The sequence below is a fragment of the Roseivirga sp. BDSF3-8 genome (assembly GCF_041449215.1).
In the GTDB taxonomy this organism is placed as follows: domain Bacteria; phylum Bacteroidota; class Bacteroidia; order Cytophagales; family Cyclobacteriaceae; genus JBGNFV01.
On the sequence record NZ_JBGNFV010000001.1, the window covers coordinates 4,706,501 to 4,733,327 of the forward strand.

The window sequence follows — 26,827 nt, forward strand, 5'->3', positions numbered from 1 at the left end:
CTCAGATGCTTTCATACAGACAGACCGACTCAGCCGGCAGGGAGAGCGTATCTCCGGGCGCTATATTGGCTGGTGCCATTTCACCAGGCCCCTGCCATTGTGCTGCGGCCGAATCCAGTACCTTTCTGCACTGGCCGTAGGCCTCAGGCCATGAGGTTTCTTTGTCTGTCTTGCCAAAGTGGCATACAATTATCGCAAATTTTCCTTCTTCTGATGAAAATCTTCTGACAAAAAGAATGTCTTTCTCATTGTCAGCTTTCGCCTCCAGGTGTCCACGCATGCGGTTCATCAGGGCCGCATGCGTTTGCCGTAGTTGTATCAGAAAACGGTAATACTCCCAAAGGGCTTTGGCCGCCGTTGCCTGGTCATGGCGCCAGGATAGCTTGCTGCGGTTATAGGTCTCCTCAGAATGAGGGTCCGGGGCCTCCCCTTCGTCCTGAAAGTCGGCAAACTCCCGTTTTCGTCCTTCTCTTACCGCCTTTATCAGTTGCTCATCCCCATGACTTGTGAAGTACTGGAAAGGGTTTTTCTCCCCATATTCCTCACCCATAAATAACATGGGAACATAGGGAGATAGCAACAGGGTGGCTGCCATTACCTTTTGCATCTCATAGCTTACGGTTGTGCTGAGCCTGTCGCCCAGCATGCGGTTGCCTACCTGGTCATGGTTTTGGATGAAGGTTATAAACTTCTGATAGTCAATGTTTTTAGCACTTGTGCCGAAAGTCTTTTTTCGGCCGGGTGACCAGATGCCGTCATAGACATACGTGTCATTAAATGCTTTAGCTACCTGGTTTAGCGTACCGAACTCGCTGTAGTAGCCCCTCTTTTCCCCGGTGACGTAGGCCCGCACGGCATGGTGAAATTCATCTATCCATTGTGAATCCAGGCCAAGAGCATGCTCCCCTTCGGTAATAAACCTGCGGTCGTTCAGGTCACATTCAGCGATCAGTACTTTACGACAGCCAGTTTTGGTTTCAAGTGTACGTACCTCTTCAGCAAGTTCTTTGAGAAAATGCTTGGGGCTTAGGTCTTTAATAGCATGTACCGCATCCAGCCGCAGACCATCTATATGGAATTCATCCAGCCACATCAGTGCATTTTTCAGAAAGTAGTGCCGCACCTGGTCACACCATGCATCATCATAATTTACGGCCATGCCCCATGGCGTTTGGTACTTATCAGTAAAATATGGTCCGTAAGCATGCAGGTAATTTCCTTCCGGCCCCAGGTGGTTATACACCACATCCAGCACGACAGCCATACCTTGTGCATGGCAGGCATCTATCAGCATCTTAAGACTGCCCGGGCCGCCATAGCTATTCTGAGTGGCATAGGGGAATACCCCATCATAGCCCCAGTTGCGGTTGCCCGGAAATTGCGCCACCGGCATGATTTCGATAGTATTCACCCCGAGGCGCTTCAGGTAGTCCAGCTTTCCGGTCATAGCCCTGAAGGTGCCCTCATCAGTAAAGGTACCCACGTGTAGCTCATAGATCACCATTTGCTCCAGAGCCATACCATGCCACTGCCCGTCTGTCCACTCAAAAGCGTTCCTGTCTATCACCTCACTGGGGCCGTGTACTCCATCGGGCTGATACAGGGAAGCCGGGTCAGGTAAGGGTCCTTTTCCTTCCTGACGAAACCGGTACAGCGTGCCGGCAGGGGCTTCAGTTTTCAACTGCCAGTAGCCACGTTCCCTTTTTTCCATAGCCTGTTCTGTGCTACTGCTCTCCAGGACCAGTTGCATGGCCTTGGCATCAGGTGCCCATACTGTAAAAGTGGTTTCTTTCTTTCCGTTATTAACAGCGCCTGGAATAATTTTAGAATGGTTCATACGGTAATATAGAGTTTGTACGCGGCCTCACCGGCTCTTTTCTGAGGATGATGGTTCAAAAATTAAAGGTTAAGGGACTATCCATTATGAAATTGGCAGTTTTGGCCTGCCATAGGTTAGTGATTTTCAAAATTTTATAAAAAAATGCTGTACCATAGATTTGACCTCATGCTTTTTATATTTTGGCTAACAAACCCACCTGAATAGTGTTGACACATTACAGACTTATTCAGATTTTTTTCGACTGTCGACCAAAAATCACTACCATACATGCAAGAGTTGCAAGGCACCCGCCGGGTAATTATCGAAAACGTACATCCCGATATACATAATGGTTTATTCCCAGCTAAGCGCGTAAGTGGCGAAAAGTTTACCGTTTCTGCCGATATTTTCAGTGACGGCCATGATCTCGTGGCCGGTGCCATGAAGGTAAGAGCTAAAGGAAAACGGAACTGGACCTCCTACCGCATGGAGCATCTGGAAAATGACCGATGGCAGGCCAGTTTTATCCCTGAAGATACCGGCTTTTATGAGTATACCGTCCAGGCCTGGGTGGATCATTTTACCACCTGGCAAAATGGCTTCAGGAAAAAGTATCAGGCCGGCCAGGATATGAAAGTAGAGTTGCTCATCGGCGCCGAACTGCTTGAAGGCGCCATAAACAGAGCTAATAAAGACCAGCTAAAAAAGCTGAAGCAGTTCAGTGATAAGCTTAAAGATACTGGTAATCCTAATGCTATCGATACGGCACTTAGCGATGAGGCACGCTACCTTATGGATGATATCCCTGCGGAGCATGTATCAGAATACGGCAGTATCCTTACCCTGGAGGTAGAGCGGAAAAAGGCCCTCTTCAGTACCTGGTACGAGTTCTTCCCTCGGTCAGCAGCTGCTGAGCCGGGTAAGCACGGCACCTTTAAGGATTGTGAGCGCCTGCTGCCGCGCGTAGCAGAGATGGGCTTTGACGTGCTATATTTCCCTCCCATCCACCCTATTGGTAACAAGCACCGCAAGGGCCGCAATAACTCACTGGATCCTGGCCCTAACGATCCCGGATCCCCATGGGCTATCGGTAATGAAAAAGGGGGGCATAAAAGTATTCACCCCGAGCTGGGTAACATGGCCGACTTTAAGCGGCTGGTAAAAAAAGCAAAAGATCTTGATATTGAGATTGCCCTGGACATTGCCTATCAGTGTGCGCCGGACCACCCCTGGGTTAAGGAGCACCCCCAGTGGTTTAAATGGAGGCCTGACGGTACAGTCCAGTATGCGGAGAACCCGCCCAAAAAATACCAGGATATTTTACCTATTAACTTCGAAACAGAAGATTGGATCAATCTGTGGAAGGAGCTGAAAAGCGTAATTGATTTCTGGATAGACCAAGGCGTCACGATTTTCAGAGTAGATAATCCCCATACCAAGGCCTTCCCATTCTGGCAATGGGTTATAGCAGCCATACGCAGGGAGCACCCCGGGATCATCTTCCTGGCGGAAGCCTTTACACGCCCCCGGGTGATGGAACGCCTGGCCAAGGCCGGCTTTAATCAGTCCTACACTTACTTTACCTGGAGAAACAATCCGGCCGAGCTGCAAGAGTACATGGAAGAGCTTACCGAAAGTGAGCTAAGAGACTACTTCCGGCCTAACTTCTGGCCTAATACGCCTGATATTTTGCCTCCCGAAATTACCTATGGTGGCGAGGCCTCACAAATAGCCCGTGTGGTACTGGCTGCCACCCTATCTTCTAACTACGGGCTGTACGGGCCCGTATATGAGTTTGGTCTGCGTGAACCACACCCCGACCGTGAGGAGTATATTGACTCTGAAAAATACGAGATCAGGCACTGGGACTGGGACCAGTACACCCGCATCGGTGATGTTATTACGCGGATAAACGCCTTCAGAAAAGAAGAGGGTGCCCTGCAGCAAACGGCCAATATACACTTCGCCCCTACCCATAATCCCAGTATCATATGCTATGGCAAATATGACGAGGCGACTAACAGCCGGGTGATTGTAGCGGTGAACATGGACTACCATCACACCCAGGGAGGTATGGTGAAAATCCCGCTAAAAGAACTGAACCTTAGTGCAGACTATCCCTACGAAGTATTTGATATCCTGAGCGGTGCCACATATGACTGGCAGGGCGAATGGAATTTTGTCGATCTTAACCCCCACTCCATGCCAGCCCATGTTTTCCGGGTAAGGCAGGAAGGAAGGTAACAACCACAACACCAAACCTATATGGCGAATAAGGAAATAAATGACCAGTTGCTCTGGTACAAAGATGCAATCATTTATGAATTGCACATAAAGGCATTTTTTGATAGTAATAACGACGGAATAGGTGATTTTAAAGGGCTGCTAAATAAGCTTGATTACCTGGAAGACCTGGGCGTGACGGCTATCTGGCTATTGCCATTCTATCCCAGTCCGCTTAGAGATGATGGATATGACATTGCCGATTACTACAGCATAAACCCTAACTATGGTAAGCTTCAGCACCTTAAGAAATTTCTGAAGGAAGCCAGGAAGCGAAACATCCGGGTGATCACTGAGCTGGTCATCAACCATACGTCCGATCAGCATCCCTGGTTCCAAAGAGCCCGAAAAGCCCCTAAGGGTTCCGTGGAAAGAGATTTTTACGTGTGGTCTGACAATCCCAAGCAGTACAAAGACGTCCGCATTATCTTCCAGGATTTTGAAGGTAGTAACTGGACATGGGACTCAGTCGCTCAGCAGTACTACTGGCACCGTTTCTTCCATCACCAGCCCGACCTCAACTACGATAACCCCGCCGTGCAGGAAGAGGTGTTTAAAATACTGGACTTCTGGCTGGATATGGGCGTTGACGGGTTCCGGCTGGATGCCGTCCCTTACCTCTTCGAGCGTGAAGGGACTAACTGCGAGAACCTCCCTGAAACGCATGAGTTCCTGAAAAAACTGCGCAAGCATGTAGATTCTAAGCACGAAGGAGCCATGCTGCTGGCGGAAGCTAACATGTGGCCTGAAGAGTCTGCCAAGTACTTCGGCGATGGCGATGAGTGCCACATGAATTATCACTTCCCTATCATGCCGCGCATGTTTATGGCCCTGAAGATGGAAGACCGTTATCCTATCATCGACATTATTGAGCAGACGCCGGAGATTCCCGATAACTGCCAGTGGGCTATATTCCTCAGAAACCACGATGAGCTCACACTGGAGATGGTAACTGACGAGGAGCGGGACTACATGTATAAGATGTACACCAAAGACCCCAAGGCACGTATTAACCTGGGTATTCGCCAGCGCCTGGCACCCTTGCTGGACAACAACCGGCGCAAGATCGAGCTGATGAACTACCTGCTCTTCAGCCTTCCCGGTACCCCCGTTATCTACTACGGAGATGAGATAGGCATGGGTGACAACTTTTACCTTGGTGACCGTGATGGCGTGCGTACACCCATGCAATGGAGTCCTGACCGTAATGCCGGTTTTTCTGCTACTAACCCCCAGCAGCTTTACCTGCCCGTTATTTCCGACCCTGAGTACTCCTATGAGGCCATAAATGTGGAAACCCAGTTGCAGAATACCAGCTCCATCCTTTGGTGGATGAAGCGCGTAATTGCCATGCGAAAACGCTATAAAGCCTTTAGCCGGGGGAGTATAAACTTCCTGCCTTCCGAAAACTCCAAAATACTCGCCTTTACCCGTGAGTATGAAGACGAGATTATACTGGTAGTGGCTAACCTGTCACGCTACAGCCAGGCGGCTGAAATTGACCTTCATCCCTACAGCGATTCTGTCCCTGTAGAGTTATTCAGTCAAAACAAATTCCCCGTCATCAGAGAAAGGCCCTACCTCTTCACCCTCGGGCCGCATGATCACTACTGGTTCCACCTCAAGCCGCGTAAGGCAGGCAGTGAGGTTGATGCCAAGGAGCAGGAATTTGCCTTTAAGTCATGGGACTTTATCGGTACTGAAAAAGGCGTGCAGCAGATCGAACAGGAGGTACTCCCCTATTACCTCCCCCGCACACGCTGGTACGGGGGCAAAGCCCGTGTCATTCAGTCCATCAACGTATTGGAGACCATCCCTATGCCATTTGATGGAGACAAGGCCTGGTTATACATTTTTGAGGTAAACTATACGGAAGGCCTTTCCGAAATTTACCAGCTTAGCCTGGCATTTATTGGCGGACATATTGAGAAAGAGCTGCGGGATACCTTTGGCCGCGGCGTAATAGGTCAGGCCAAAGTGGGCGACCGCGAGGGCGTCATATATGATGCCGCGTATTCAGATGCTTTCCGTAAGTCCCTCTTCAGCCTTTTCGCCAAAAAGAAAAAGGTAAAAGCCAAAGGCGGCGAGCTGTCTTTCCAGTCCGAAAAAGGCGTTACTGCTCTGGACAAAGAAAAGAAAGACGACCTATTCAGCCGTGTACTAAAAGTAGATCAGAGCAATACCAGCATAATTTACGAAGGAGACTTCTTCCTGAAGCTCTACCGTAAGCTTGACCGTACCATGAACCCCGACCTTGAGATCACACGCTTCCTGACTAACAAAGGTATGAAGCATGTGCCTCACTATGCCGGGGCTATTACCCACGACAAGGAAGGGGACAAGCCCATGGTACTGGCCATGATGCTGGAACTGGTACCTAATGAAGGTGATGCCTGGAGGGTATTCACCGATTCAGTAAACAGCTATTTTGAGAAGATTCTCTCTACTGATCCCGATGCCACACCTCCTTCCCTGAAAGGGACACTGATTAAGCCTGCCTCATTCAGTGCTACGCCTGATAAGCTCAAAGATGCCTTCTCCAGCTTTACTGTCGAGCGGGCTGCCCTCCTGGGTGAACGCACGGCAGAAATGCACCTGGCTCTGGCTTCCGAGCAAAACGATCCTGACTTTAAGCCCGAAGACTTCTCCCTGCACTATCAGCGGTCTCTATTCTCAAGTTTGCAGACGCTGACTAGAGAAACATACGACACCCTGAAAAAGCAGATGAGCCGTCTGGATGATACCACCAAGGCAGAGGCTGAGAATATCATGGGTATGAAGAAGGATATTCTTAATACGTTTAAGATGATATACCGGGACAAGTTTGAAAGTCTGAAGATCCGCACCCATGGCGACTACCACCTGGGTCAGGTACTGCATACCGGTAAGGACTTTATAATAATCGACTTCGAAGGCGAGCCGGCACGGAGCTACAGCGAGCGACGCATTAAGCGCAGCCCCCTGAGAGACGTGGCAGGCATGATCCGCTCATTCCACTATGCAGCTTATAACGGCCTGCGCGATCGCTATCGCGAGGAAGACAATGAGAGCATGGACATATGGGCCGAAAACTGGTACCACTACATGAGCGGGTACTTTATGGAAGCCTACCTGAAAAAGACCAAGGGAAGCGAGTTCATCCCTGAAAATGAGGAACACCTGGATATTTTGCTCCAGACATTCCTGCTGGAGAAAGCCATATACGAATTAAAATACGAGTTGAATAACCGCCCCGAATGGGCTATAACCCCCATACGCGGCATAAAATATATCATGAGGAGATATCTGCATGACAGCTAAAAAAACCACCAACATCACGAACGACCAGGACAAGGACAAAAAAGCGGAGGAGGCAAAGCCTAAAAAGGCAACTACCTCCCGTGCCCGAAAGGGCACAGGCGCCGCTTCTAAATCCGGTACCGGGTCTGCTGAGAAGAAAACCACAGCTACCAAAGCAACCGCTTCCCGTAAAACAGGAGCCACCCGGAAAGCTACCAAGGCCACTGAAGATAAGGGCGGGAAAAATGAGGCTGTGGCTACCAAAACCACAGCACGTAAAGGAGGTAGCAGTAAGCGTACCACTAAAAGCAAGGGACAGGAAAATAGTCAGAACGATCAGCTTTTCCCCAGTCGCTTCACTGATTTTGACATCCACCTCTTTAGGGAGGGTAAGCACTATGATCTATACAATAAACTTGGAAGCCACATAGTAGAGCATAATGGCCAAAAGGGCGTTTATTTTGCCGTATGGGCACCTAATGCAGAAAATGTATGGGTCAATGGCAACTTCAACCACTGGGACCGCTATAGCCATCCCCTGTTTGCACGATGGGACGGCAGCGGCATCTGGGAAGGCTTCATTCCTGGCCTGGGGCGTGGCGATGTTTATAAATATGTGATCCGCTCCCGCTTTAATGATTATGAAGTGGAAAAGGGTGACCCCTTCGCCATTCACTGGGAAAACCCACCCCAAACCGCCAGCATTGTGTGGGATATGGAGTATAAGTGGAAGGATAAAAAGTGGATGGATCGCCGCATGAAAGAGCACGGGCAGCAAAACCCCGTCTCCGTCTACGAGGTGCACCTGGGCTCATGGAGGCGCAAACCGGAAGAGGATAACCGCCACCTATCCTATACCGAACTGGCCGAGGAGCTACCCGCTTACGTTAAAGAGATGGGCTTTACCCATGTAGAGTTCCTTCCCGTAATGGAACACCCCTTTTATGGCTCATGGGGCTACCAGATTACTGGATACTTTGCACCTTCCTCACGTTTTGGCACGCCACAGGAGTTTATGGCCCTGGTGGATGCCCTGCATAAGGAAGGTATCGGCGTAATACTGGACTGGGTGCCCAGCCACTTTCCCGGAGATGAGCACGGACTTGCCTACTTTGACGGCACGCACCTGTTTGAGCATTCAGACCCGCGCAAAGGCTACCACCCCGACTGGAAGAGCTACATCTTTAACTATGGACGAAATGAAGTTCGTTCCTTCCTTATCAGTAACGCCCTGTACTGGCTGGATAAATACCATATCGATGGCCTGCGGGTAGATGCCGTAGCCTCTATGCTGTACCTTGACTACTCCCGTAATGAGGGTGAGTGGATCCCTAATGAGCATGGCGGACGCGAAAACCTGGAGTCAATCCAATTCCTTCAGGAGTTCAACACCGCTACCTACGGCAAGTTCCCCGATACCTTTACCGTAGCTGAGGAGTCTACTGCCTGGCCAAACGTATCGCGGCCCGTGGATATGGGCGGGCTTGGTTTCGGTATGAAATGGATGATGGGCTGGATGCACGATACGCTCGATTATTTCAGTAAAGACCCCGTCTACCGCCGCTACCATCAAGGTGAAATAACCTTCAGTATCGTTTACGCCTTTACCGAAAACTTCATGCTGCCCCTCTCCCACGATGAGGTGGTACATGGCAAAGGCCCCCTTTTCGATAAAATGCCCGGCGACGACTGGCAAAAATTTGCCAACCTGCGTGCCCTCTACTCACTTATGTATGCTCACCCCGGTACCAAGCTGCTCTTTATGGGCGGTGAGTTCGGTCAGCGGCAAGAGTGGCGCCATGAAGGTAGCCTGGACTGGCACCTTACCGAATATGAGCCGCACAGAGGTGTGCAGTCGGCACTCAAAAAGCTAAACGACCTGTACAAGACCGAGCCTGCGCTGTACCAAAAACAGTTTAACCAGGAAGGCTTCCGGTGGATCGACATCGGTGATAGCGAAAACAGCGTCATTAGTTTCATCCGCTCCGGAAACGATCCGGATGATGACCTTATTTGCGTGGCTAACCTTACCCCCACACCTAAGCACAACTACCGGATAGGCGTGCCTGAGCGTGGCAAATACAAAGAAGTATATAATAGTGATGACGCCTCCTTTGGCGGCAGTAACGTCCATAACCAGGATAAAGTAGATACCTACCCCGTACCTACTCATCACCAGGCCCACAGCATAGTACTTACGCTGCCTCCGCTTGGTGTAATCTTCCTGAAGCGCGATAAAAAGTAAGGCTTTATATATTCAAACCAAACCCAAAAACCCGCCGGATTATTTCCGGCGGGTTTTTTATGCCTGCGCTATGCTCCGGCCAGTCTTGACTGAACCCAACCTGACTTTAGCAACTCCGTTAACAACTGGAAGATCTACAACTGTGAAAGCCTTGGACACACTTTGTGTAATACTCCCCCCATTAGGATGAAGAACATTTTCGCTAAACAGTTTGCACATCTTATCCTGTTTCTCTTCTGTCTCCTCACAGTCATTCTTACTTTCTCTCGTAAACAAATAAATTATTCCTGAGACTTTCATTTTCCCAAATAACATCTGCTTTATTCTCGAATACAGATTTCCACTGTTGCTTCATATGAAATAAAGCATTGCCATCAGTCCACCCTTTATTTTTAAGTTTATCCAATCCTGCTTTCCATTCCAAATCATCCAGGCTCTTAATATTTTTCAGATAACCATTAATGAACTGGTCTACGTCATCAGAGCCAGCGTATTTTCCACTACATGGACTTAGTCATCAGAGACTATAAAGAAAAACAAGCTTACGGATTTTAACCCTAAGCCTGTTGTAATCTATCTTGAATCCGTTTCAAAATTAAGCTCATCATATCGCCCTTTTTTCTATCCATCGCAGTAGTTATTGTATGGTATGGCGATACCGGGGGTAATACTTTTTCCTTAAACTTCAATACAGGCACTCCAAAATAAAGTTGTTTTTCATCGTCTAATTCAATATCCCAATAAGACTGTTCCCAACTCTTTTTAAGAGTACTGCCTACGTAGGCAGCCAAACAATCAACTAAATTTTTATTCTCATTCTTGGTAATATCCTCGTAGTTAAAGGTTGATAATAAGTAACCTTCCAATACCACTAAAGAGTCATCTGAAAAATCTAGCTTATCAGAAATGTCTTTCGGCAAAACATTCTTGAGTTCACTGATCTTATCCGGTAAAAATGTAATCCAAAACTCAAAATCCTCTTTTCTTCTTTCTTTCTCCACTTGTTGCATGCTAATTATTCAGTTACAAATTTGACAGATATTCCAGCATCATCAAGAAGTTTACGCAATGGTTCGCTAGGTTCGCAGTTTTTGAAAACCCATTCCATTTCCCAAAACCTATCGTTAACCAATATTCCATCTAATTCAACTTCCTTTCTGATCATTTCAGAGGCATAAACCTTACCACCAGAATATTCTTTAAATTCAACTCCCTTAGACCGGGCTTCATCAGCAATATCTAATCTTCGCTTGCTACCGTCAGCAAAATCACCAATTGTAACTTCCCTTTTACCCCATCCCAATGAGGAAAAATAGTCATCTGCTCCTCTAGTTGCTGAAATAGCTTTATCAATATTACCATCATAAACATTGCTCCAAGACTTGTAATCTAAACCATCCGATCCCTTTTCTAGCTTATATTGAGCCCACCTTTCAGTTTTATGTTGCGGAGTCCATGGATCGAGATCAAAGGGTGGATCATTTTTAAAACCACTGTAGATATTGTCCAGGTCAGCTTCGGGTATCTTCATATCTACCCATTTCTGAGGGTTTTTGGTGTTGGAAAAACTGCTGATAAGCTTAGATTCCTCCATCCCCGTTTCTTTCGTAAACTTGGAAAGCTTCTCTAGATTTTCTGGATTTCTACGCAGTAATTCCGGCCCATCTTTGACAATACTCCACGCCTCAACCACCCCCGGATCGGTATTCGCAAGATCGAAAAATTTCTCAGCAAATGCCGGGTTACTGGCCAGGTCGTCTTCAAGCTTCAGGTAGACAGCTTCGTCCCATCGGCTTACGGTGTTTAGTGCCTCCTCATGGAGCTGGCTCAGGAAGGGTAACTCACCGGGTAACCTTCTGCCACTGAGCGCGGCCTTGAGGGCGGCGGCCAGTTCCCTTTCTTCAAGACTCTGCAGCTCTGCGAAGGCTTCACGGCTGATGGCACCGCTCTCTACGTGCTTTTCAGCAAGCTGAAGCAGCAATCGCTTGCCGGCCTGTTGCTCTACAACCTCAACCCCTTCTTTCTTTACGATCAGTAATACAAGGGCTGTGGCTGTGGCTTTGGAAACGGCTACACTTTCAGGACCAATGGCATATAACCCTACCGCCTACCCACCTGCTTGCGGGAGGTCGTCACGCGCCAGGGAATAAACCAGGCCGGCCCCATCCGCAAATATGTCCAGGCTAAAGTACCCTAACACTAAGGAAGCACCGTCTATTGAATTGTAAACGGTCTCATCATATTGCTTCAGGATGTAGTCATATTTACCTGTAAAAGCCCACTCACTCTACCAGTTAATACTCAGATCTTCCTGAGACGAGTAAATGCTTTTCCTCAGGTCATTAAAAGCATCTGTAATATAGGCCAGGCCAAAAGTATGGGGCAGATCGCCGTCCTTGATGTTTTTATGCTCAAAGAGCTGATCTGGGTGCTGTTACCTTATTTTAGGTCAAAATAGGCTGACTGATAGCTTGTGAGGGCTTTATTCTGCTCTCTCAGGTATTTAAGGAAACTTACATGTTACAAAGCCTAATTCAACTAAGACTAACCAACTGGTGGTCTAATAAATGGGGAGTGTTACCTTCCATTGACCTTGTCGCACCCTCTATCGAACTAAGGCGAAACAGGTTCTGTATCAATAACTTATGTCTTGGGTTCTAAACTGCTAATCACCTAGCGGTTTAATTAAAAGTTTTTCTCTTAACTGATGTCGCTAATTTTGATTTTGGGTAAGCTCACACCTCGCTTACGGCAGAAAGAAACACAAATTTAAGTTGTTACTCTTTTTGATATCAACCCTTCCACGAACTCGAAAATATCTGAAGCTAAAAATTCATATTTTTTTTCTGCAATACTATCATCATTAACCCTCCATATTTCATCCAGATGTTCACCTTTTACTCCCAAACAAATTTTTTCACCAACCGTAGAATACCCAATAGTTATCCATCCCATTTTTTGCCATAGTTCATCCTCAGTAATAGTTTTTAGTTCATCCGCAATATCACTTAAGTCACGAAACGAATCGAAGTATAATGGATTTGAGGTTTTTGTGGTAGGTTCAAAAAGAATCGCTTCTATAGGAAACTCAAAACCTCTCAGTTCATCCTTCTTCATTTGCAACTCAATATTATTGCTAGAAAACGGGTATTTTGATACAAAGTATTTAAATCTTTTAGGGAAATTTAAATGTAAACTCTGTTCAACTTGAATTAGATAATCATAAACTATTTCGTCCTTTGAAATAAAATCAAATCCTCTTTTCATAACCTAATATTCAAAAAAACCTTTTAAATCGCTCTCAATAGCCTGCTTTCCTCCAGAATGACTAAATGCACTATGAACCTCTTTTCTTACTGGGATCATAGTCTTCCCATCTTGATGATGATGCCAAGTAAATTCCACCCACTTATCATTCACCTTAATTGATACTGGACTGCCATTGCCAGCCGGGTTTACCCAAACGTTTTCAGCTCCTAATTTTGTAATTAAATCTTTGTTTGCAATAGCATTGTCATACTCGTAATTACCAGTAAGGTTATCTGATTTCACATACGTATTTGATCCAGGTGTAAACTCATCGAATTTTGGAAAGCCATATGTATCATACTGTAGACTTATACTTTTACCACCGACCGTTTTAGTGGCTGTGTATTCTATCATACCTTTAAAGGTTTGCGGATGAGCCATGTTTTCATAATAACTCTTTACCTTTAATCGTTGGTCAGAATTCAAATCACTTATTTTTTTTAGTAAATCAGTATTATATCTTGCATTATGACCAATATCACCTAAATACTTCCACGCCTCAACCACCCCCGGATCGGTATTCGCAAGATCGAAAAATTTCTCAGCAAATGCCGGGTTACTGGCCAGGTCGTCTTCAAGCTTCAGATAGACAGCTTCGTCCCATCGGCTTACGGTGCTTAGTGCCTCCTCATGGAGCTGGCTCAGGAAGGGTAACTCACCGGGTAACCTTCTGCCATTGAGCGCTGCCTTGAGGGCGGCGGCCAGTTCTCTTTCTTCAAGACTCTGCAGCTCTGCGAAGGCCTCACGGCTGATGGCACCGCTCTCTACGTGCTTTTCTGCAAGCTGAAGCAGCAATCGCTTGCCGGCCTGTTGCTCTACAACCTCAACCCCTTCTTTCTTTACAATCAGTAATACAAGGGCGGTGGCGGTGGCTTTGGAAGCGGCTACACTTTCAGGACCAATGGCATATAACCCTACCGCATAACCACCCGCCTGCGGGAGGTCGCCACGCGCCAGGGAATAAACCAGGCCGGCCCCATCCGCAAATATGTCCAGACTAAAGTACCCTAACACTAAGGAAGCACCGTCTATTGAATTGTAAACGGTCTCATCATATTGCTTCAGGATGTAGTCATATTTACCTGTAAAAGCTCACTCACTCTCCCAGTTAATACTCAGATCTTCCTGAGACGAGTAAATGCTTTTCCTCAGGTCATTAAAAGCATCTGTATAAATATAGGCCAGGCCAAAAGTATGGGGCAGATCGACGTCCTTGATGTTTTTATGCTCAAAGGGTACATCAAGGTACTGCTCACGGATTTTCAGGTCGAAAAACTTTGACTGATAGCTGGTGAGGACTTTGTTCTGCTCTCTCAGGTATTTAGGGGAGCTTACAAACCCAATGCCAAGAAAGAAAAGTAAATAATGTAGTATTTTCTATAATTTCATTTATTCTTTTTGAAAGATGTGAAGGGTCCCTCTATTATCATGAACTAATAAATAAGGAGCTTGATAAACAACCGGACTCGGAGTTGGAAAACTTACGCCTTCTTCTTCATGTAACCAATCAAATTTGTGGGTGGCCGTGTTAAGTGCCCCAATGATTCCTTTTTGGTAGTCGGTAGTAATCAGGTGATCCCCGTCAATAGCATAGTTGTTTCGTTGGCTAAAGATGCCTACTTCTTTAAAATATTGTTGATCATCAAAACTGTCCAATGCATTTCCGCTTATTGGATCTAAACATTTATACGCTCCTGTGATGATATGCAGCTTGCTTTTTATAATGTCCAACTTGTAAAATCCCGCCAATGTAGTACGATCCCACTTTAATACTCCCGTTGCAAGGTCTAAAGCAATGAGCTTGTCTATATTTTCAATTGCAGCAATAACTAAATTTTCACAGAGCCCTAGTATCCTTACGCCACCTCTAATTCCAATTAGTTCACGATATTTCGTTTTTAAATCCGACTTCCATAATAACCTGCCTGTATCAGGAGCAGTTCTATAGATTACAAATTCAGATTGACCAAATATCTTATCTCCAAAAACTTCTAAAGCCTTTAGTTGACTGCTCATCCATAGAACATCGTTAGAAGAGATAGAATAAATACCAAACTCTCTGTTTTTAATCCTTCCTTGATAAACTGAAATAAAATCAGTTAATACATGATTCTCTCCGACTTTTGTCGGAGAAGGGATTTCGATCGGTTTGTCCAATAAATAACTAAATAACAACCCATTTCCGCTGATGTCTTTGGCTAAAAATCCATTTGCATTTTTAGTGAAGGTAAAAAGAGCTGAACCAGTGGATTTACTAGCGATCAAATTACCATTTGACAGATCCATTTTTTTGATCTCACCCCCATTGTCCATTTTTTCTGAGGTAAAGAACAAATTGTTTTCATTAAGGAAATACCTCAGAACATTATCGTACTTATCTATTAACTTGAACATTATTTAATCCAGTTTATTAAGTCTACTAATTCGCCAGCATCAGCTAGATCAATTATATCATCAACTGTATTTATATTTACTCTATCAAGTGAGCGGAAGAATTCAGGGTTTGCTTTCCACAGTTCATTAGCTTTTGAAGCATCTTTAAATATATTCTCGAAATTTCCCTTCATAGCATCACTTAAGCCATCAGTGAAGTAGTAATCAAACTGTTTACCACTTGAGATATAAGCTTTGAACTGTTTGTAGGTATCTCCAGATATACTTCTTGCTTCCTTCCAGTTTTTCATTTCTATAGACTTAACTTCAGGTGCACCATCAATGGTTCTTCCAAATTTTAAATCAAGCCTATGACCAGTTTCAACATCTGGAATACTTCCTTCAAACCCCTTCAAGCTCCATCCACCTTCTGTTAACTCATCCCAATTTCTGGACATTTTTTTGAGCGTAAGACTAGCACCTTTCGCTTTAGATGCTTGCTCTCCCGCTTCTTTGAGAAAATCATCGAAGCTTTTAGCCAGATCAGCATCACCAAAATCAACCCTTTTGGTAGTTACTTCATAGAGATCATTCAGAACATCATCCAAATCACCCACCAAAGAACTTCCTGAATTTCCACATGTCTTACATTTCGGATTTGCTTTTATTAGGCTTGTAATAAAATCATTAAACCTTTCCTGTCCTATCTTATCTATTAAGTCTATATCAAACTTTGCAAAAGCTTCAAGGGATTTGATATCTTTTCTTATAATTTTACCAGCATCGGCTATATCTGGATTGGCTCTTTTTGCCGCATTTCCAACAGCCTTCCACGCCTCAACCACCGCCGGATCAGTATTCGCAAGATCGAAAAATTTCTCAGCAAATGCCGGGTTACTGGCCAGGTCGTCTTCAAGCTTCAGGTAGACAGCTTCGTCCCATCGGCTTACGGTGCTTAGTGCCTGCTCATGGAGCTGGCTCAGGAAGGGCAATTCACCGTTTCTGCCATTGAGCGCTGCCTTGAGGGCGGCGGCCAGCTCTCTTTCTTCAAGACTCTGCAGCTCTGCGAAGGCTTCCCGACTGATCACGCCTTCGTCCGCATACTACTTCTGGCCCAGCTTGAGCAGGGCTCTCCTGCCCAGTTGTTCCCCCGCTTCTTCGAGTCCGTTTTTGGTGATGAGAACCGCCAGGGCAGATACCGAGGCTTTGGCAATGACCACGCCCTCGGGACCAATGACCCGTACACCGACGGAGTAGCCCCCTGCCTGCATTACATCACCTCTGAACAGTGAATAGCCCAGCCCTACTCCATCAGCGATAAAGTCAAGTCCGAAGCACCCCAGCGCTACTGAAGCCCCGTCAATGGAGTTATAGACGGTTTGGTCGTACTGCTTCAGTATATAGTCGGTCTTGTCGGTGAAAGCCCAGGCATCTTCCCAGTCTATGGTACTGAGGTCTTCATCGCTATAGGCCAGCCTCTCCCGCAGGTCCTTGAACGCATCGCTGTAGGCCAGGCCGAAGGTGTGGGCTAGCTCAAGCCGCTCTATATTGGGGTGCTCAAAGGGCTGATCGAGGTGCTGTTCCCTTATTTTCAGGTCAAAATAGGCTGACTGGTAGGGAGTGAGGGCATTACGTTGGGACTGGGCCCGGATAAAGGCAAGCCGGGCTTCGGCGTGGGTGACCTTCAGTACCCGCAGCCGTCTTTCTGTGGCCAGGGCCGCTTCCCGCTTACGGCTGGCGGGTAACTGGGGGTTGGATAGAAAGCGGTTCAGGTCATCTTCGGCTTTCTTAAGTTCGGCTTTCTGCTCTTCTAATAACTGCGCCAGGTCGTCTACGGAGCTCTGGTAGTAGAGGCGGATGGTTTTGTTAAAGGCCTGCCCGGAGACATCGTCTTTCCGTATCTCAATACATTCCACTGTATTGGAGGCATTGTAGATGGCCTTGTATCTCTTGGCGGTGTGGCACAATACATCGACGACAAAGTCTTCCACCGGGCTGATGATGCCGGCCTGGAAGCTGGTAACTCTTTGTGCTTTTACTTTAAATCATTAAGCAGTTCTTTAGTATAGATGAAAACATGATCCAAACCTTTCTCAGGGCTATGGTAACAGAAGAGGAAGATTCAAATAATGGCTTAATCTGTTCGCTCGAAAACGTAAAGATTCTTTTCTGTATCCAATTGATATAAATGCTTACTTGTGATTTGTGGTATGTTAGTACCCAAACCCGTATCTTTAAAAATATGTACCCAATCAATTTTTTGGGTGTGCCTGTTGAGTGCTAATATGCAATCCAAATCAACATTTGGTCGTTCGTCTAATTCGGCATGTGCGGTCACAAAAAGATGCTCTTCAGTAAACGGGTTATTCCCCATTCTACGAAAGGAATTGATGTGATGAGTATTTAATTCCTTACGGATATCTTCATAGTTAATTTCACCGGATACCAGATCTATTTCAAAATAATATTTACTAAAAACACCTATGAGCTTTCCTGATTTCTTATCTAGGACGAAATCTGCTGGTTCTGGCAATGCACCCTTATAAAATTGTCCTTCTTCAAAACCTGGAAGCTCGCGCCATTTATGAAGGATTTTCCCTGTCTTTACATCTACTGACAATAACAAATGATCACTACAGGCTAACAGTAATTGGTTTTGGTAAACACCTAGAATCCTTTCAATTTTGACTTTAGTTTCTAAAGTAAGCTCCCAAACACTTTGTTGATTGTAAAGCTTAAAATAAGTTAATTGATTTTCCAGATAAAGAAGGATAGTACTATCATCTCTATAAATACCTTGAGATATGGGTAGTCTCCCAAATTCAAAAACTGTGTTTTTTGTGTCAAATTCAACTATTTCATAGTTGAGGGTAAAGTCATCTAAATTTAGATCTGATGTGAAAAGAGCATCATTTAACGAAGTACATTGGTATATAATGGTCTTATGGATTTGGTTTTCCTCCTTAAATCCGTCCCCCCTTTTTACAAATAAAAACGTAGTATTTCCCTTCACAGAAATCAGCCTATCATTGGATAAAGAAAATGTCTCAACTCGCTCATCTATTTTCTCCTCATTAAAAAATAGCCCATCAGTTGTTAAGACAAACTTATTATTTCCTTGGACTTTATAAGACTTAACACCTCTATAAACCTTCACTTGCTGATAATTCATTTATTCAACTATTACAAACTTGAAAATTTTCTCATCAGTATTTTGAACAAGTGCATTGAAAAATACTCTTGAATTGGTTTGGCTACTTGCCAAATTCCCAAATAGACTACTCCTGAGACTTTGGTTTTCCCAAATAACATCAAAAATAACATCTGCTTTATTCTCGAATACAGATTTCCACTGCTCCTTCATATGAAATAAAGCATTGCCATCAGTCCACCCTTTATTTTTAAGTTTATCCAATCCTGCTTTCCATTCCAAATCATCCAGACTCTTAATATTTTTCAGATAACCATTAATGAACTGGTCTACGTCATCAGAGCCAGCAGTAAGCGGACTACTCACGAAGTCCTTATTCTTGTATTCGGTATATTTATCGCCAACTCTTCTTAGGTCATATCTTTTTGTACCAATTGGAAACTGTTTGCCTAACCCTTCAACTTCAGATTCTTTGATCCCTCTTTTTGCAAAATCCCTAATCGTTTGGTGAAGTTCATCTAATTGACCAGGAGTTGGGTTACTGGTGCTACGCATCCACTTGTAAAACACTTCTCCTTTTCCCCCTGTACTTACTGTAAAGTTTGAGATAAAGTAATCTACATCATCCAGGTATTGATCCATCGAGGAACGACCAACCCTTCCGGTATTTCCACAACTGCTGCATTTCAGATCGTGGGCATTTTTTAATATGTCATCTAATGCCTCCGACCAATTACTTCCAAGTTTGGTTCTAAATGCGGAGCCTTCTGTCGCAAGTTTGGAAACCCGTTCCAAGGTGGGGATGTCAGTTATAAACTTACTACTACCCGGAAAAAGGACACCTTCATATGGAACGAGCACCACATTGTCAAAACTGAACGTCAGCGGCTGAGGAGCCTACACATATCCGTATTCAGTAGTAATATGTACCGAATGTACACCGCACATCTGACCTCTCTGGGTAAGAAGCAATGGGACCTTTTAGAGAATGACTTAACCAACTTGTTCGTAAATGTGGAGGGTATTTAAACTATCCTTAATATAGATTCTTCCGTTATAATAAATGGGAGGATCAGCTTTTACACCTTCTGCTACATCCAATTTTTGGATAAACTCTATTTCGTGGCTATCTGTATTGATTTTCCCGAACTGGCAGTCGTAGTAATTCTCTACATAGTCACTAATGAAGTACAAACCATTTCCACACATTCTACACATGTTGCTAACTATCAGCAGCTTGTTTGCCTCTTTAATCCCTTTAAATTCTTCTTTAACCAAGGTTTCTCCATTTTTTGGATTAATGACTATGTATACTTCACCTCCAAAAGCATATAAAAGTCCTGTACGGTTATTTTGATATAGGTAAATATTGGATTCCCTTCTCCAAAGTAACTCTCCCGTATTCATGTTTATTCCTTGAAGATAAGTTTTATCAAAAGGTGTTTGTCCAGCTTTTGACGGAATCACCAAAATATTTTCATAGACATACACATTGCCTTCAACCTTTTCTTCTTCAGGTAAAGAATAAGACCAAAGTTCTTCGCCAGTTTCAAGATTTAATTTAATTAAGTAAGTAAAATTGATATCTGTTAGAAATAGCCCTTTCACAAAATTTCTGGCGAAGCGATGACCCGTAAATTCTCTTTCCCATATTAATCGACTAGGGCTGCACTCAAACATGGCTAGTCGTAATTTTTTACTTTTCCTATCACATAGCTGCTCCGCAACATACTCCTTATCCACATAGGCTATTTGTCCGAACTCCTTTTTCCATTTCTTTTCAAGGTCGAGCGTTTTTAAATTGATTCTCTCTAATGAATCATTTAGATAAAGATAAACCTCGTTATCAATGACTTCAATGTTACTTTTCCCGCCAAAGTGTTTCGATTCGAGTTGCTTTAATGATTCTATATCGTAAATGTGCACTTGATCTTCGAGATCTAACGCCAACATTTTATCGGAAGCAAGTACTGGTTGCAGTTTTATATTTTCCAGCTCATTAATCTTTATGTACTTCATTGGATCTGAAATATTTTATCAAAATTTGCATCATCTCCTAGAACTTAAAATCAATCGGGCATAACATTTACAATTGGTAGTTATTGTATTACTCTACTTGAACATTTCTTCCTGCTCTACTTTTTTGAAATCAAGGGTTTATATGATTTTGTTATTTCTTCTAAAAATTCATTAAACAAATCTGAATTACCACTTAATATGCTCCTTAAGGCTAGGAATACCAGCACATATCTCCCGAAACCTTTTATTATCATTGTAATTTTCAAAATACTCTACCCCACGAGTTGCAGACACTAACCCTGCATCTATTTTTTTTAAAACCCTGTTCTCTGGTTTCTTTTTATATTTTTCTATTAAAGTTTTAATAGACTTAGTAGTGGATAAACCGAATAAAGCATTTTCTACGTCCATATCTATTTTGGAATTATTTTTTATATAACTAAAAAATAATTCCAACTCTAGGAGGGCACTTTCTATCTTCTGAATGTTTACCATTTTGCTTTTGTAGTTGTAACGGAAGAATTAAAACCAGGATCTTGTTTACTTATATAGTAAATATAAAGTTGTTCATCTCCACCTGGCAGATGATGATTGCTTGGAGTAAATTTGCTTACTGGTTGGCGAGCAGTATTTCCAATCCACGACCTAATAGTAATTCCTTCTGGCACTACATATTCATGAATATACTCGAAATTATTCCATTGGGGTTGAACAGCAGTACCGCCTACTATTTCTTCCAGCTTTTCTGGTTTCGTTCTTGTCCAATATGCTCCCCCTTGTCTACCTGCGGGACTGACTCGATAAATTTTTTGTCCCGGCTGTAATTCTAATGGCTCGATTTTACCAGTAAATGTCTCAACTATTCCTTGATCTATATCTAATTCTGTTGACCAATTAGATGGTAAATCAACTTTATCCTCCATAGTAGAGCTATTACTAATGTACCTGCCTTTTGTTACACCAGGAATATTATCATAATCTTTAATTAATACTTGAGCGTGAAGCTTACTTTTGGCAGTTCCTAAACCATCAATAAGATTTTGTTTACTTCTGGACTTTGCAATTCCATCGGATAATTTTTGAAATTCTATACCTTCATCGATCCACTTGCTAATGTTTTCTAAATTTTCCGGTTTCTTCCTTAAGAGCGGGTTATTTTCAATAACCTTCCACGCCTCTACCACCCCCGGATCAGTATTCGCAAGGTCGAAAAATTTCTCAGCAAATGCCGGGTTACTGGCCAGGTCGTCTTCAAGCTTAAGATAGACAGCTTCGTCCCATCGGCTTACGGTGCTTAGTGCCTCCTCATGGAGCTGGCTCAGGAAGGGTAACTCACCGGGTAACCTTCTGCCACTGAGCGCTGCCTTGAGGGCGGCGGCCAGCTCTCTTTCTTCAAGACTCTGCAGCTCTGCGAAGGCTTCACGGCTGATCACGCCTTCGTCTGCATACTTCTGGCCCAGCTTGAGCAGGGCTCTCCTGCCCAGTTGTTCCCCGCCTTCTTCGAGTCCGTTTTTGGTGATGAGAACCACCAGGGCGGATACCGAGGCCTTGGCAATGACCACGCCCTCGGGACCAATGACCAGTACACCGACGGAGTAGCCGCCTGCCTGGACTACATCACCTCTGAACAGGGAATAGCCGAGCCCTACTCCATCAGCGATAAAGTCAAGTCCGAAACATCCCAGCGCTACTGAAGCTCCGTCTATGGAGTTATAGACGGTTTGGTCGTACTGCTTCAGTATATAGTCAGTCTTGTCGGTGAAGGCCCAGGCATCTTCCCAGTCTATAGTACTGAGGTCTTCATCGCTATAGGCCAGCCTCTCCCGCAGGTCATTGAACGCATCGCTGTAGATATAGGCCAGACCGAAGGTGTGAGCTAGCTCAAGCCCCTCTATATTAGGGTGCTCAAAGGGCTGATCGAGGTGCTGTTCCCTTATTTTCAGGTCAAAATAGGCTGACTGGTAGGGAGTAAGGGTATTACGTTGGGACTGGGCCCGGATAAAGGCAAGCCTGGCTTCTGCATGGGTGACCTTCAGTACCCGCAATCGTCTTTCTGTGGCAAGGGCCGCTTCCCGCTTACGGCTGGCTGGTAGCTGCGGGTTGGTTAGAAAGCGGTTCAGGTCATCTTCAGCTTTCTTAAGTTCGGCTTTCTGCTCTTCTAATAACTGCGCCAGGTGGTCTACGGAGCTCTGGTAGTAGAGGCGGATGGTTTTGTTGAAGGCCTGCCCGGAGACATCGTCTTTCCGTATCTCAATGCATTCTACTGTATTGGAGGCATTGTAGATGGCCTTGTACAGGAGCATCTTCTTGGCGGTGTGGCGGAATACATCGACGACAAAGTCTTCCACCGGGCTGATGATGCCGGCCTGGAAGCTGGCCACCCGTTGGGTGTTTTTGTATTGCCCTTTCTTCAGCTGGCTGTGGTCAATCCGGATATTGTCGCCGTAGGCGAGGCCGGGCATGAAGAAGTACTCGCCCAGGTCGTTGCCGATACCACTACACCGGACATAGGGGACGGTGATCAGTATGTCATCGGCGGTGAGGGAGGCTTCCTCAAAGACGGTCCGGGCTACCTGGTCCCACGAGGCCTGGCTCAAAGACAGGGTATTTACCTCAACCGGGGCGACATAGAACTTACGGCCTTCATTAAATGCTTCGTAGGTGAGGAGCTTATCGGCGAGGATGTGTCCCAGGAAGGCCTCATCTTTTGCATGGGTGGGCTTTTGCGCATTGACACTGGCTAAAAGGGCATGGATGATTTCGCTGGTGTGGTGGATAGCGCCGGTTACGGGTTTCCCTAAATCGCGGGCTTTGTCTACGTAGTGGCTGGTATGGTCATCGAAGGCAAAGGTTTGCTCTTCAGAGGGGGTGACTTCGTTGCAGGCGCAGTCCCGGGTAAAGGGAATGGTTTCTACAAGGCTGCCGGCCTGGTCCAGCACGTCTATGGCACGGCCTTCTTTATTGATCCTTACTCTGACGGCTTTATCGGAGCTTTCCGGCAGGGTGAGGTTTTCGGCTTTTATAGTACTCAGGCCTGTGGAGGTGATTTTCAGGCCAAAACCATAGGTGGTGTTCTTTTCTTCGGTTGAGGTGTAGACGTGGGTGTAGTCGTATGCTTCCGGCCTTAGGGAAAACACGGTGCCTCTGGTAGCTTGGGGTTCATCAGCGCTATAAGGGAAGAAGCCTGATACCTGCAGGCTGCCCCGGGTATCGAGGATGCGGCCGTCGGGCAGGTAGAAATGGGTATACCGGCTGTTGAGTGTCCGGATGGCTTCTTCGTCTCCCAGGCAGATGCCTCCTGGTCCTTCACCAAAGGCAGAAACCTCCTCATCCCCTGTGAGCAGGCCCCATACGGGCCGGGGGTTGTGGATGAGGTCCCACTGGTGCTTGTGCAGCTGGGTGCCGAAAAAGGTGTAGTCCATCAGATTGTCTGTGGCCCACTCCTCCAGGGCGGGAGTCTCCACGAAGGTGTGCGGGAGGCGGAAAGCGCCGTGGCCGAGCTCGTGGGCGATGGTCTTGTCGAAGTGGTCGGGGTTACCGATACGGGAGGTGAAGATAAAGCCGAACTGGCGCTTGTAGGGCATAAAGCCGGCCCTGGCGTTGTCCGTTCCGTCTTCGTCTATGGCGCTTTTGGGGGTGTGGACCAGGAAGAGGTAGTAGGTGCCGTCTTCTGTCTTATGCGCCTGCTCATAGCTCCTGATGAGCTTTCTCATCTCAGGGGTGTAGTTGGAGAGCATGCCGGTACTCCCATCGTCCAAAGCGCCATCGCCGTCAGTGTCGTAGTCGGCGGTAAAGGCATCATCATAGATGACGGTCGAGTTGACTACGGCGGGGCCGTAGGTGGCTTTCAGGGCCTTGAGGATGTCTTTCCCACCACCGGGCTTCATGTAGCCTGCGCCGTTGACGGGCACTACCTTCAGGGTGAGTTGCTGGGGAGCGTAGCTGACGGTGTTGAGCTGGCCGCTGAGGCTCTCAGTGCTGTCTTCAGCATTGGTGCGTATGGCCTGCAGGTAGCTTTCTTCCTTGTCTCCCTGGCCGGTGAGCAGGATGGTGTACAGGTCGTCACCGGTCTTTTCAAGCACCGGTACGGGCTGGCCAGATTGGGTAATCAGCTTCAGGCCGGTGGTATCGCCTTTAAGGGTGACTCTGTCGGTCTGCCCGGTGGCTAAGGCTTTCCAGGCGATAGGGTATTCGCTGTTTTCATCCTCGCTCAGGGGAAGGCTTTCATAGTGCTCCGTGTAGGCGTCATGCAGTTGGGTATCAAAGCCGTAGTGCTGGTGCTCGTAGGCAGTGAAGTAGACGGGTTGGCTGATGCGGTCGCCAGTGGCGAGTACAGGCGTGTCTGCCTCCGGCTCGAGGATGGGGCCTATGCGGCCTTCTTCATCGATGACGATGGTGCGGCCCTGGCTGTCAGTTACGGCTACACTCTGGCCGGGGGGCTGCTGGATCTCAATGGTCTCACCGCTGGCCAGGGTGACAACGTAGGTGCGTGAGTCGGTGGTCGCTTCGTTATTGCCTTCGGCCGGTTCTTTCAGGGTAACGGTTTCAAGGTAGCCGGAGACGGTGATGGTGGTATCGGCCAGTTGCTGCCGGTCTTCCCAGAAATCTTCTATGCCTTCCCGCCACTCATCAAGGGGCTTGCTGAGGGCATGGACGAGCCCGTCGGTCATCCGGTAGTCGGTGTTGATGGCAATGCGGTCGAACTGTACGGGAAGGGTAAGGCCCATCCAGGGGACGTAAATGGTACCTCTTCCACTGAAGACCCCGTCGCCACCGCGGACCTCCTGCAGGCGCATGGTGAACTTGCCCACGGCGATCTGGTCACCGACCAGGGCATTGGGCAGGGGTTCCCGGTTGGTGATCTCAGGCAGGGGGCCTTCATCATCATAGCAGGCTTGCTCAGGCGGGGCCTGGGTGGTAAAGGCGGTGACCTGGCTCCACTGGGAAGCGATACCGTTGCGCACCACGCCGGCCTTTACTTCGTAGGGGGTGTCGGGGGCGAGCTCCCGGGCGATGTAGACAGTGTCGGTGATATCAACGCTGCGCCAGGGCCAGTCGGGCTGGTGGGTGGGGCGATACTGCAGCCGGTAGGTGCTGGCCTGGCGGCGGCGGTTGTCTCTGCTGTATCCGGCAAAGGAGAACCTGGCGTGGACGTGGCTGAGGGCCTCGGCAGTAAGGTCGCTTAGGGGAGGCAGGTCGGCCACGGGGGTGCCAGGTACGAAGGCGCAGACCCGGCTGTAGCCCTGGTTTTTGAAAACCTCTTCCGATCGAGCGTCAAGTCGAGATAGAGCCGGGTCGTCCAGTTGCGCCCTAACCCGCCAGGCGTAGGTAAGGCCTTCCTGCAGGGGCGGTAGCTCGAGGCCGTAGGGGAGGCTGGTCTGGCGGGTGACGGTCTGGTAGAGAGGAGGCAGGCTGCGCATCGCCTCTTCGGGCGGCAGGCCGCCGCGCACTTCTACCAGGGTGAACTCATAGGCGATCCCGCTAAGGCCTGAGCCCCGGTGCATGGGGGTCCACTGGAAGAGCAAAGGCTGGCCGGGCGGGCAGGTGACCTGGCTGTTGCAGGTGGGCAGGTTGAGCAGAGGCGGATCGGCCAGGACGAGCCAGGCGGTGGCAGTAGCGGGAACAGAAAGGGGTACCTCGGGCCTTCTGAAGTCGTAGGCCTGTACCGTGAAGCGGTAGAAGCCTTCCGGGAGCTGGCCGCCACTTTGGAGGAAGCGACTGCGGTCGTAGCCGCTGAAGTCTAATGCGTCGGCAGAGAGGCCACTAGCCAGCTCGGGGGCGGAGAGCAGGCGGGGCATGCCGCCCTGCAGGGTGATGACATTGCCCTGGTAGCCCTGTCGCGTGGTGAGCCGTATGCCGGGGCCTTCGATGCTCCAGCGGAGTTGTACGGGGTAGCTGGCCTCGCTGAGGTCGCGAAGCAGGAGCTGTACCTGCAGGCTGCCGGGCTGGCTGTAGTGGCTCAGGTAGACGCTGTGGGGAGGGAATAGCTGCAGGCTGGCCTGCACGGCAGACTGGGCAGAAGCCTGCCCGAATACGCCCAACAGGCAGAACATACACACCCATACTTTCACCCACAGCCGTCGTAACGGCCTCCCTTTCATCATAGCTTCCATGGTACTGTCACCGGATATTTTTGCACAATAAAACCAGTATGCAAATAGGCGACACTAGTACACTAATGCACGACAATATGAGCGGATTACTTACCTGGCTGGAGGAATTTACTTCAGTGGTATATGTCACTCTTATCGGCCAAGACTAAAAGGCACCTCCCCCCAATCACAAAGCATGCATATAATTTTAAAATTTCCTTTACTCATGCGACATTGCCTTTACACTCTTTAACCGA

Annotated in this window: 16 protein-coding genes; 3 read left to right on the top strand and 13 right to left on the bottom strand. The window is 47.0% G+C overall.

The features are described 5' to 3' along the window. Nucleotide 1: 1 nt before the first annotated feature. On the bottom strand, nucleotides 2–1,837 hold the full coding sequence (gene treZ / locus AB9P05_RS19460) for a malto-oligosyltrehalose trehalohydrolase (protein ID WP_371910507.1): 1,836 nt from the start codon (nucleotides 1,835–1,837) through the stop codon (nucleotides 2–4). 270 nt (nucleotides 1,838–2,107) lie between these two features. On the opposite strand from treZ, the gene AB9P05_RS19465 reads away from it, so the two are divergent. Genes AB9P05_RS19465 through glgB form a run of 3 tightly spaced genes read left to right on the top strand, consistent with a single transcriptional unit; the run spans nucleotide 2,108 to nucleotide 9,626 of the window. Next, nucleotides 2,108–4,063 carry an alpha-1,4-glucan--maltose-1-phosphate maltosyltransferase gene (locus AB9P05_RS19465; RefSeq protein ID WP_371910508.1) on the top strand — a complete coding sequence of 652 codons (1,956 nt, stop codon included), beginning with the start codon at nucleotides 2,108–2,110 and terminating at the stop codon, nucleotides 4,061–4,063. Nucleotides 4,064–4,084: 21 nt separating this feature from the next. After that, nucleotides 4,085–7,402 (top strand): maltose alpha-D-glucosyltransferase, encoded by a 3,318-nt coding sequence (gene treS, locus AB9P05_RS19470; RefSeq protein WP_371910509.1) that lies wholly within the window; start codon nucleotides 4,085–4,087, stop codon nucleotides 7,400–7,402. Next, a complete protein-coding gene (gene glgB / locus AB9P05_RS19475) occupies nucleotides 7,392–9,626 on the top strand; it encodes a 1,4-alpha-glucan branching protein GlgB (protein ID WP_371910510.1) in 2,235 nt (744 codons plus the stop codon). The genes treS and glgB overlap by 11 nt, the downstream gene beginning before the upstream one ends. A 557-nt stretch (nucleotides 9,627–10,183) precedes the next feature. On the opposite strand, the gene AB9P05_RS19480 is transcribed toward glgB, so the two are convergent. The 12 genes from AB9P05_RS19480 to AB9P05_RS19535 all read right to left on the bottom strand — a co-directional run bounded on the left by AB9P05_RS19480 (nucleotide 10,184) and on the right by AB9P05_RS19535 (nucleotide 26,582). Then, nucleotides 10,184–10,636 carry a hypothetical protein gene (locus AB9P05_RS19480; protein WP_371910511.1) on the bottom strand — a complete coding sequence of 151 codons (453 nt, stop codon included), beginning with the start codon at nucleotides 10,634–10,636 and terminating at the stop codon, nucleotides 10,184–10,186. A 5-nt stretch (nucleotides 10,637–10,641) separates the two neighbouring features. After that, a complete protein-coding gene (locus AB9P05_RS19485; protein WP_371910512.1) occupies nucleotides 10,642–11,607 on the bottom strand; it encodes a hypothetical protein in 966 nt (321 codons plus the stop codon). A 788-nt stretch (nucleotides 11,608–12,395) separates the two neighbouring features. Then, nucleotides 12,396–12,893, bottom strand: a complete 498-nt coding sequence (locus tag AB9P05_RS19490; RefSeq protein WP_371910513.1) for a hypothetical protein — start codon at nucleotides 12,891–12,893, stop codon at nucleotides 12,396–12,398. A 3-nt stretch (nucleotides 12,894–12,896) separates the two neighbouring features. After that, nucleotides 12,897–13,949 (bottom strand): HNH endonuclease, encoded by a 1,053-nt coding sequence (locus AB9P05_RS19495; RefSeq protein ID WP_371910514.1) that lies wholly within the window; start codon nucleotides 13,947–13,949, stop codon nucleotides 12,897–12,899. Nucleotides 13,950–14,324: 375 nt separating this feature from the next. Beyond that, nucleotides 14,325–15,329 carry a PQQ-binding-like beta-propeller repeat protein gene (locus AB9P05_RS19500; RefSeq protein ID WP_371910515.1) on the bottom strand — a complete coding sequence of 335 codons (1,005 nt, stop codon included), beginning with the start codon at nucleotides 15,327–15,329 and terminating at the stop codon, nucleotides 14,325–14,327. Further along, a complete protein-coding gene (locus AB9P05_RS19505) occupies nucleotides 15,329–16,396 on the bottom strand; it encodes a hypothetical protein (protein ID WP_371910516.1) in 1,068 nt (355 codons plus the stop codon). The genes AB9P05_RS19500 and AB9P05_RS19505 overlap by 1 nt, the downstream gene beginning before the upstream one ends. Before the next feature lie 15 nt (nucleotides 16,397–16,411). Next, nucleotides 16,412–17,299, bottom strand: a complete 888-nt coding sequence (locus AB9P05_RS19510) for a hypothetical protein (protein ID WP_371910517.1) — start codon at nucleotides 17,297–17,299, stop codon at nucleotides 16,412–16,414. A gap of 143 nt (nucleotides 17,300–17,442) precedes the next feature. Continuing rightward, nucleotides 17,443–18,480, bottom strand: coding sequence for a hypothetical protein (locus AB9P05_RS19515; protein ID WP_371910518.1), 1,038 nt, complete (start codon nucleotides 18,478–18,480; stop codon nucleotides 17,443–17,445). Continuing rightward, nucleotides 18,481–19,254 carry a hypothetical protein gene (locus tag AB9P05_RS19520; RefSeq protein ID WP_371910519.1) on the bottom strand — a complete coding sequence of 258 codons (774 nt, stop codon included), beginning with the start codon at nucleotides 19,252–19,254 and terminating at the stop codon, nucleotides 18,481–18,483. A 198-nt stretch (nucleotides 19,255–19,452) separates the two neighbouring features. Further along, nucleotides 19,453–20,478, bottom strand: a complete 1,026-nt coding sequence (locus AB9P05_RS19525; protein ID WP_371910520.1) for a PQQ-binding-like beta-propeller repeat protein — start codon at nucleotides 20,476–20,478, stop codon at nucleotides 19,453–19,455. A gap of 186 nt (nucleotides 20,479–20,664) precedes the next feature. Next, complete coding sequence (locus AB9P05_RS19530) at nucleotides 20,665–20,973, bottom strand: hypothetical protein (RefSeq protein ID WP_371910521.1); 309 nt, start codon at nucleotides 20,971–20,973, stop codon at nucleotides 20,665–20,667. After that, a complete protein-coding gene (locus AB9P05_RS19535) occupies nucleotides 20,967–26,582 on the bottom strand; it encodes a fibronectin type III domain-containing protein (RefSeq protein ID WP_371910522.1) in 5,616 nt (1,871 codons plus the stop codon). Before AB9P05_RS19535 ends, AB9P05_RS19530 begins: the two co-directional genes overlap by 7 nt. Nucleotides 26,583–26,827 lie beyond the last annotated feature (245 nt).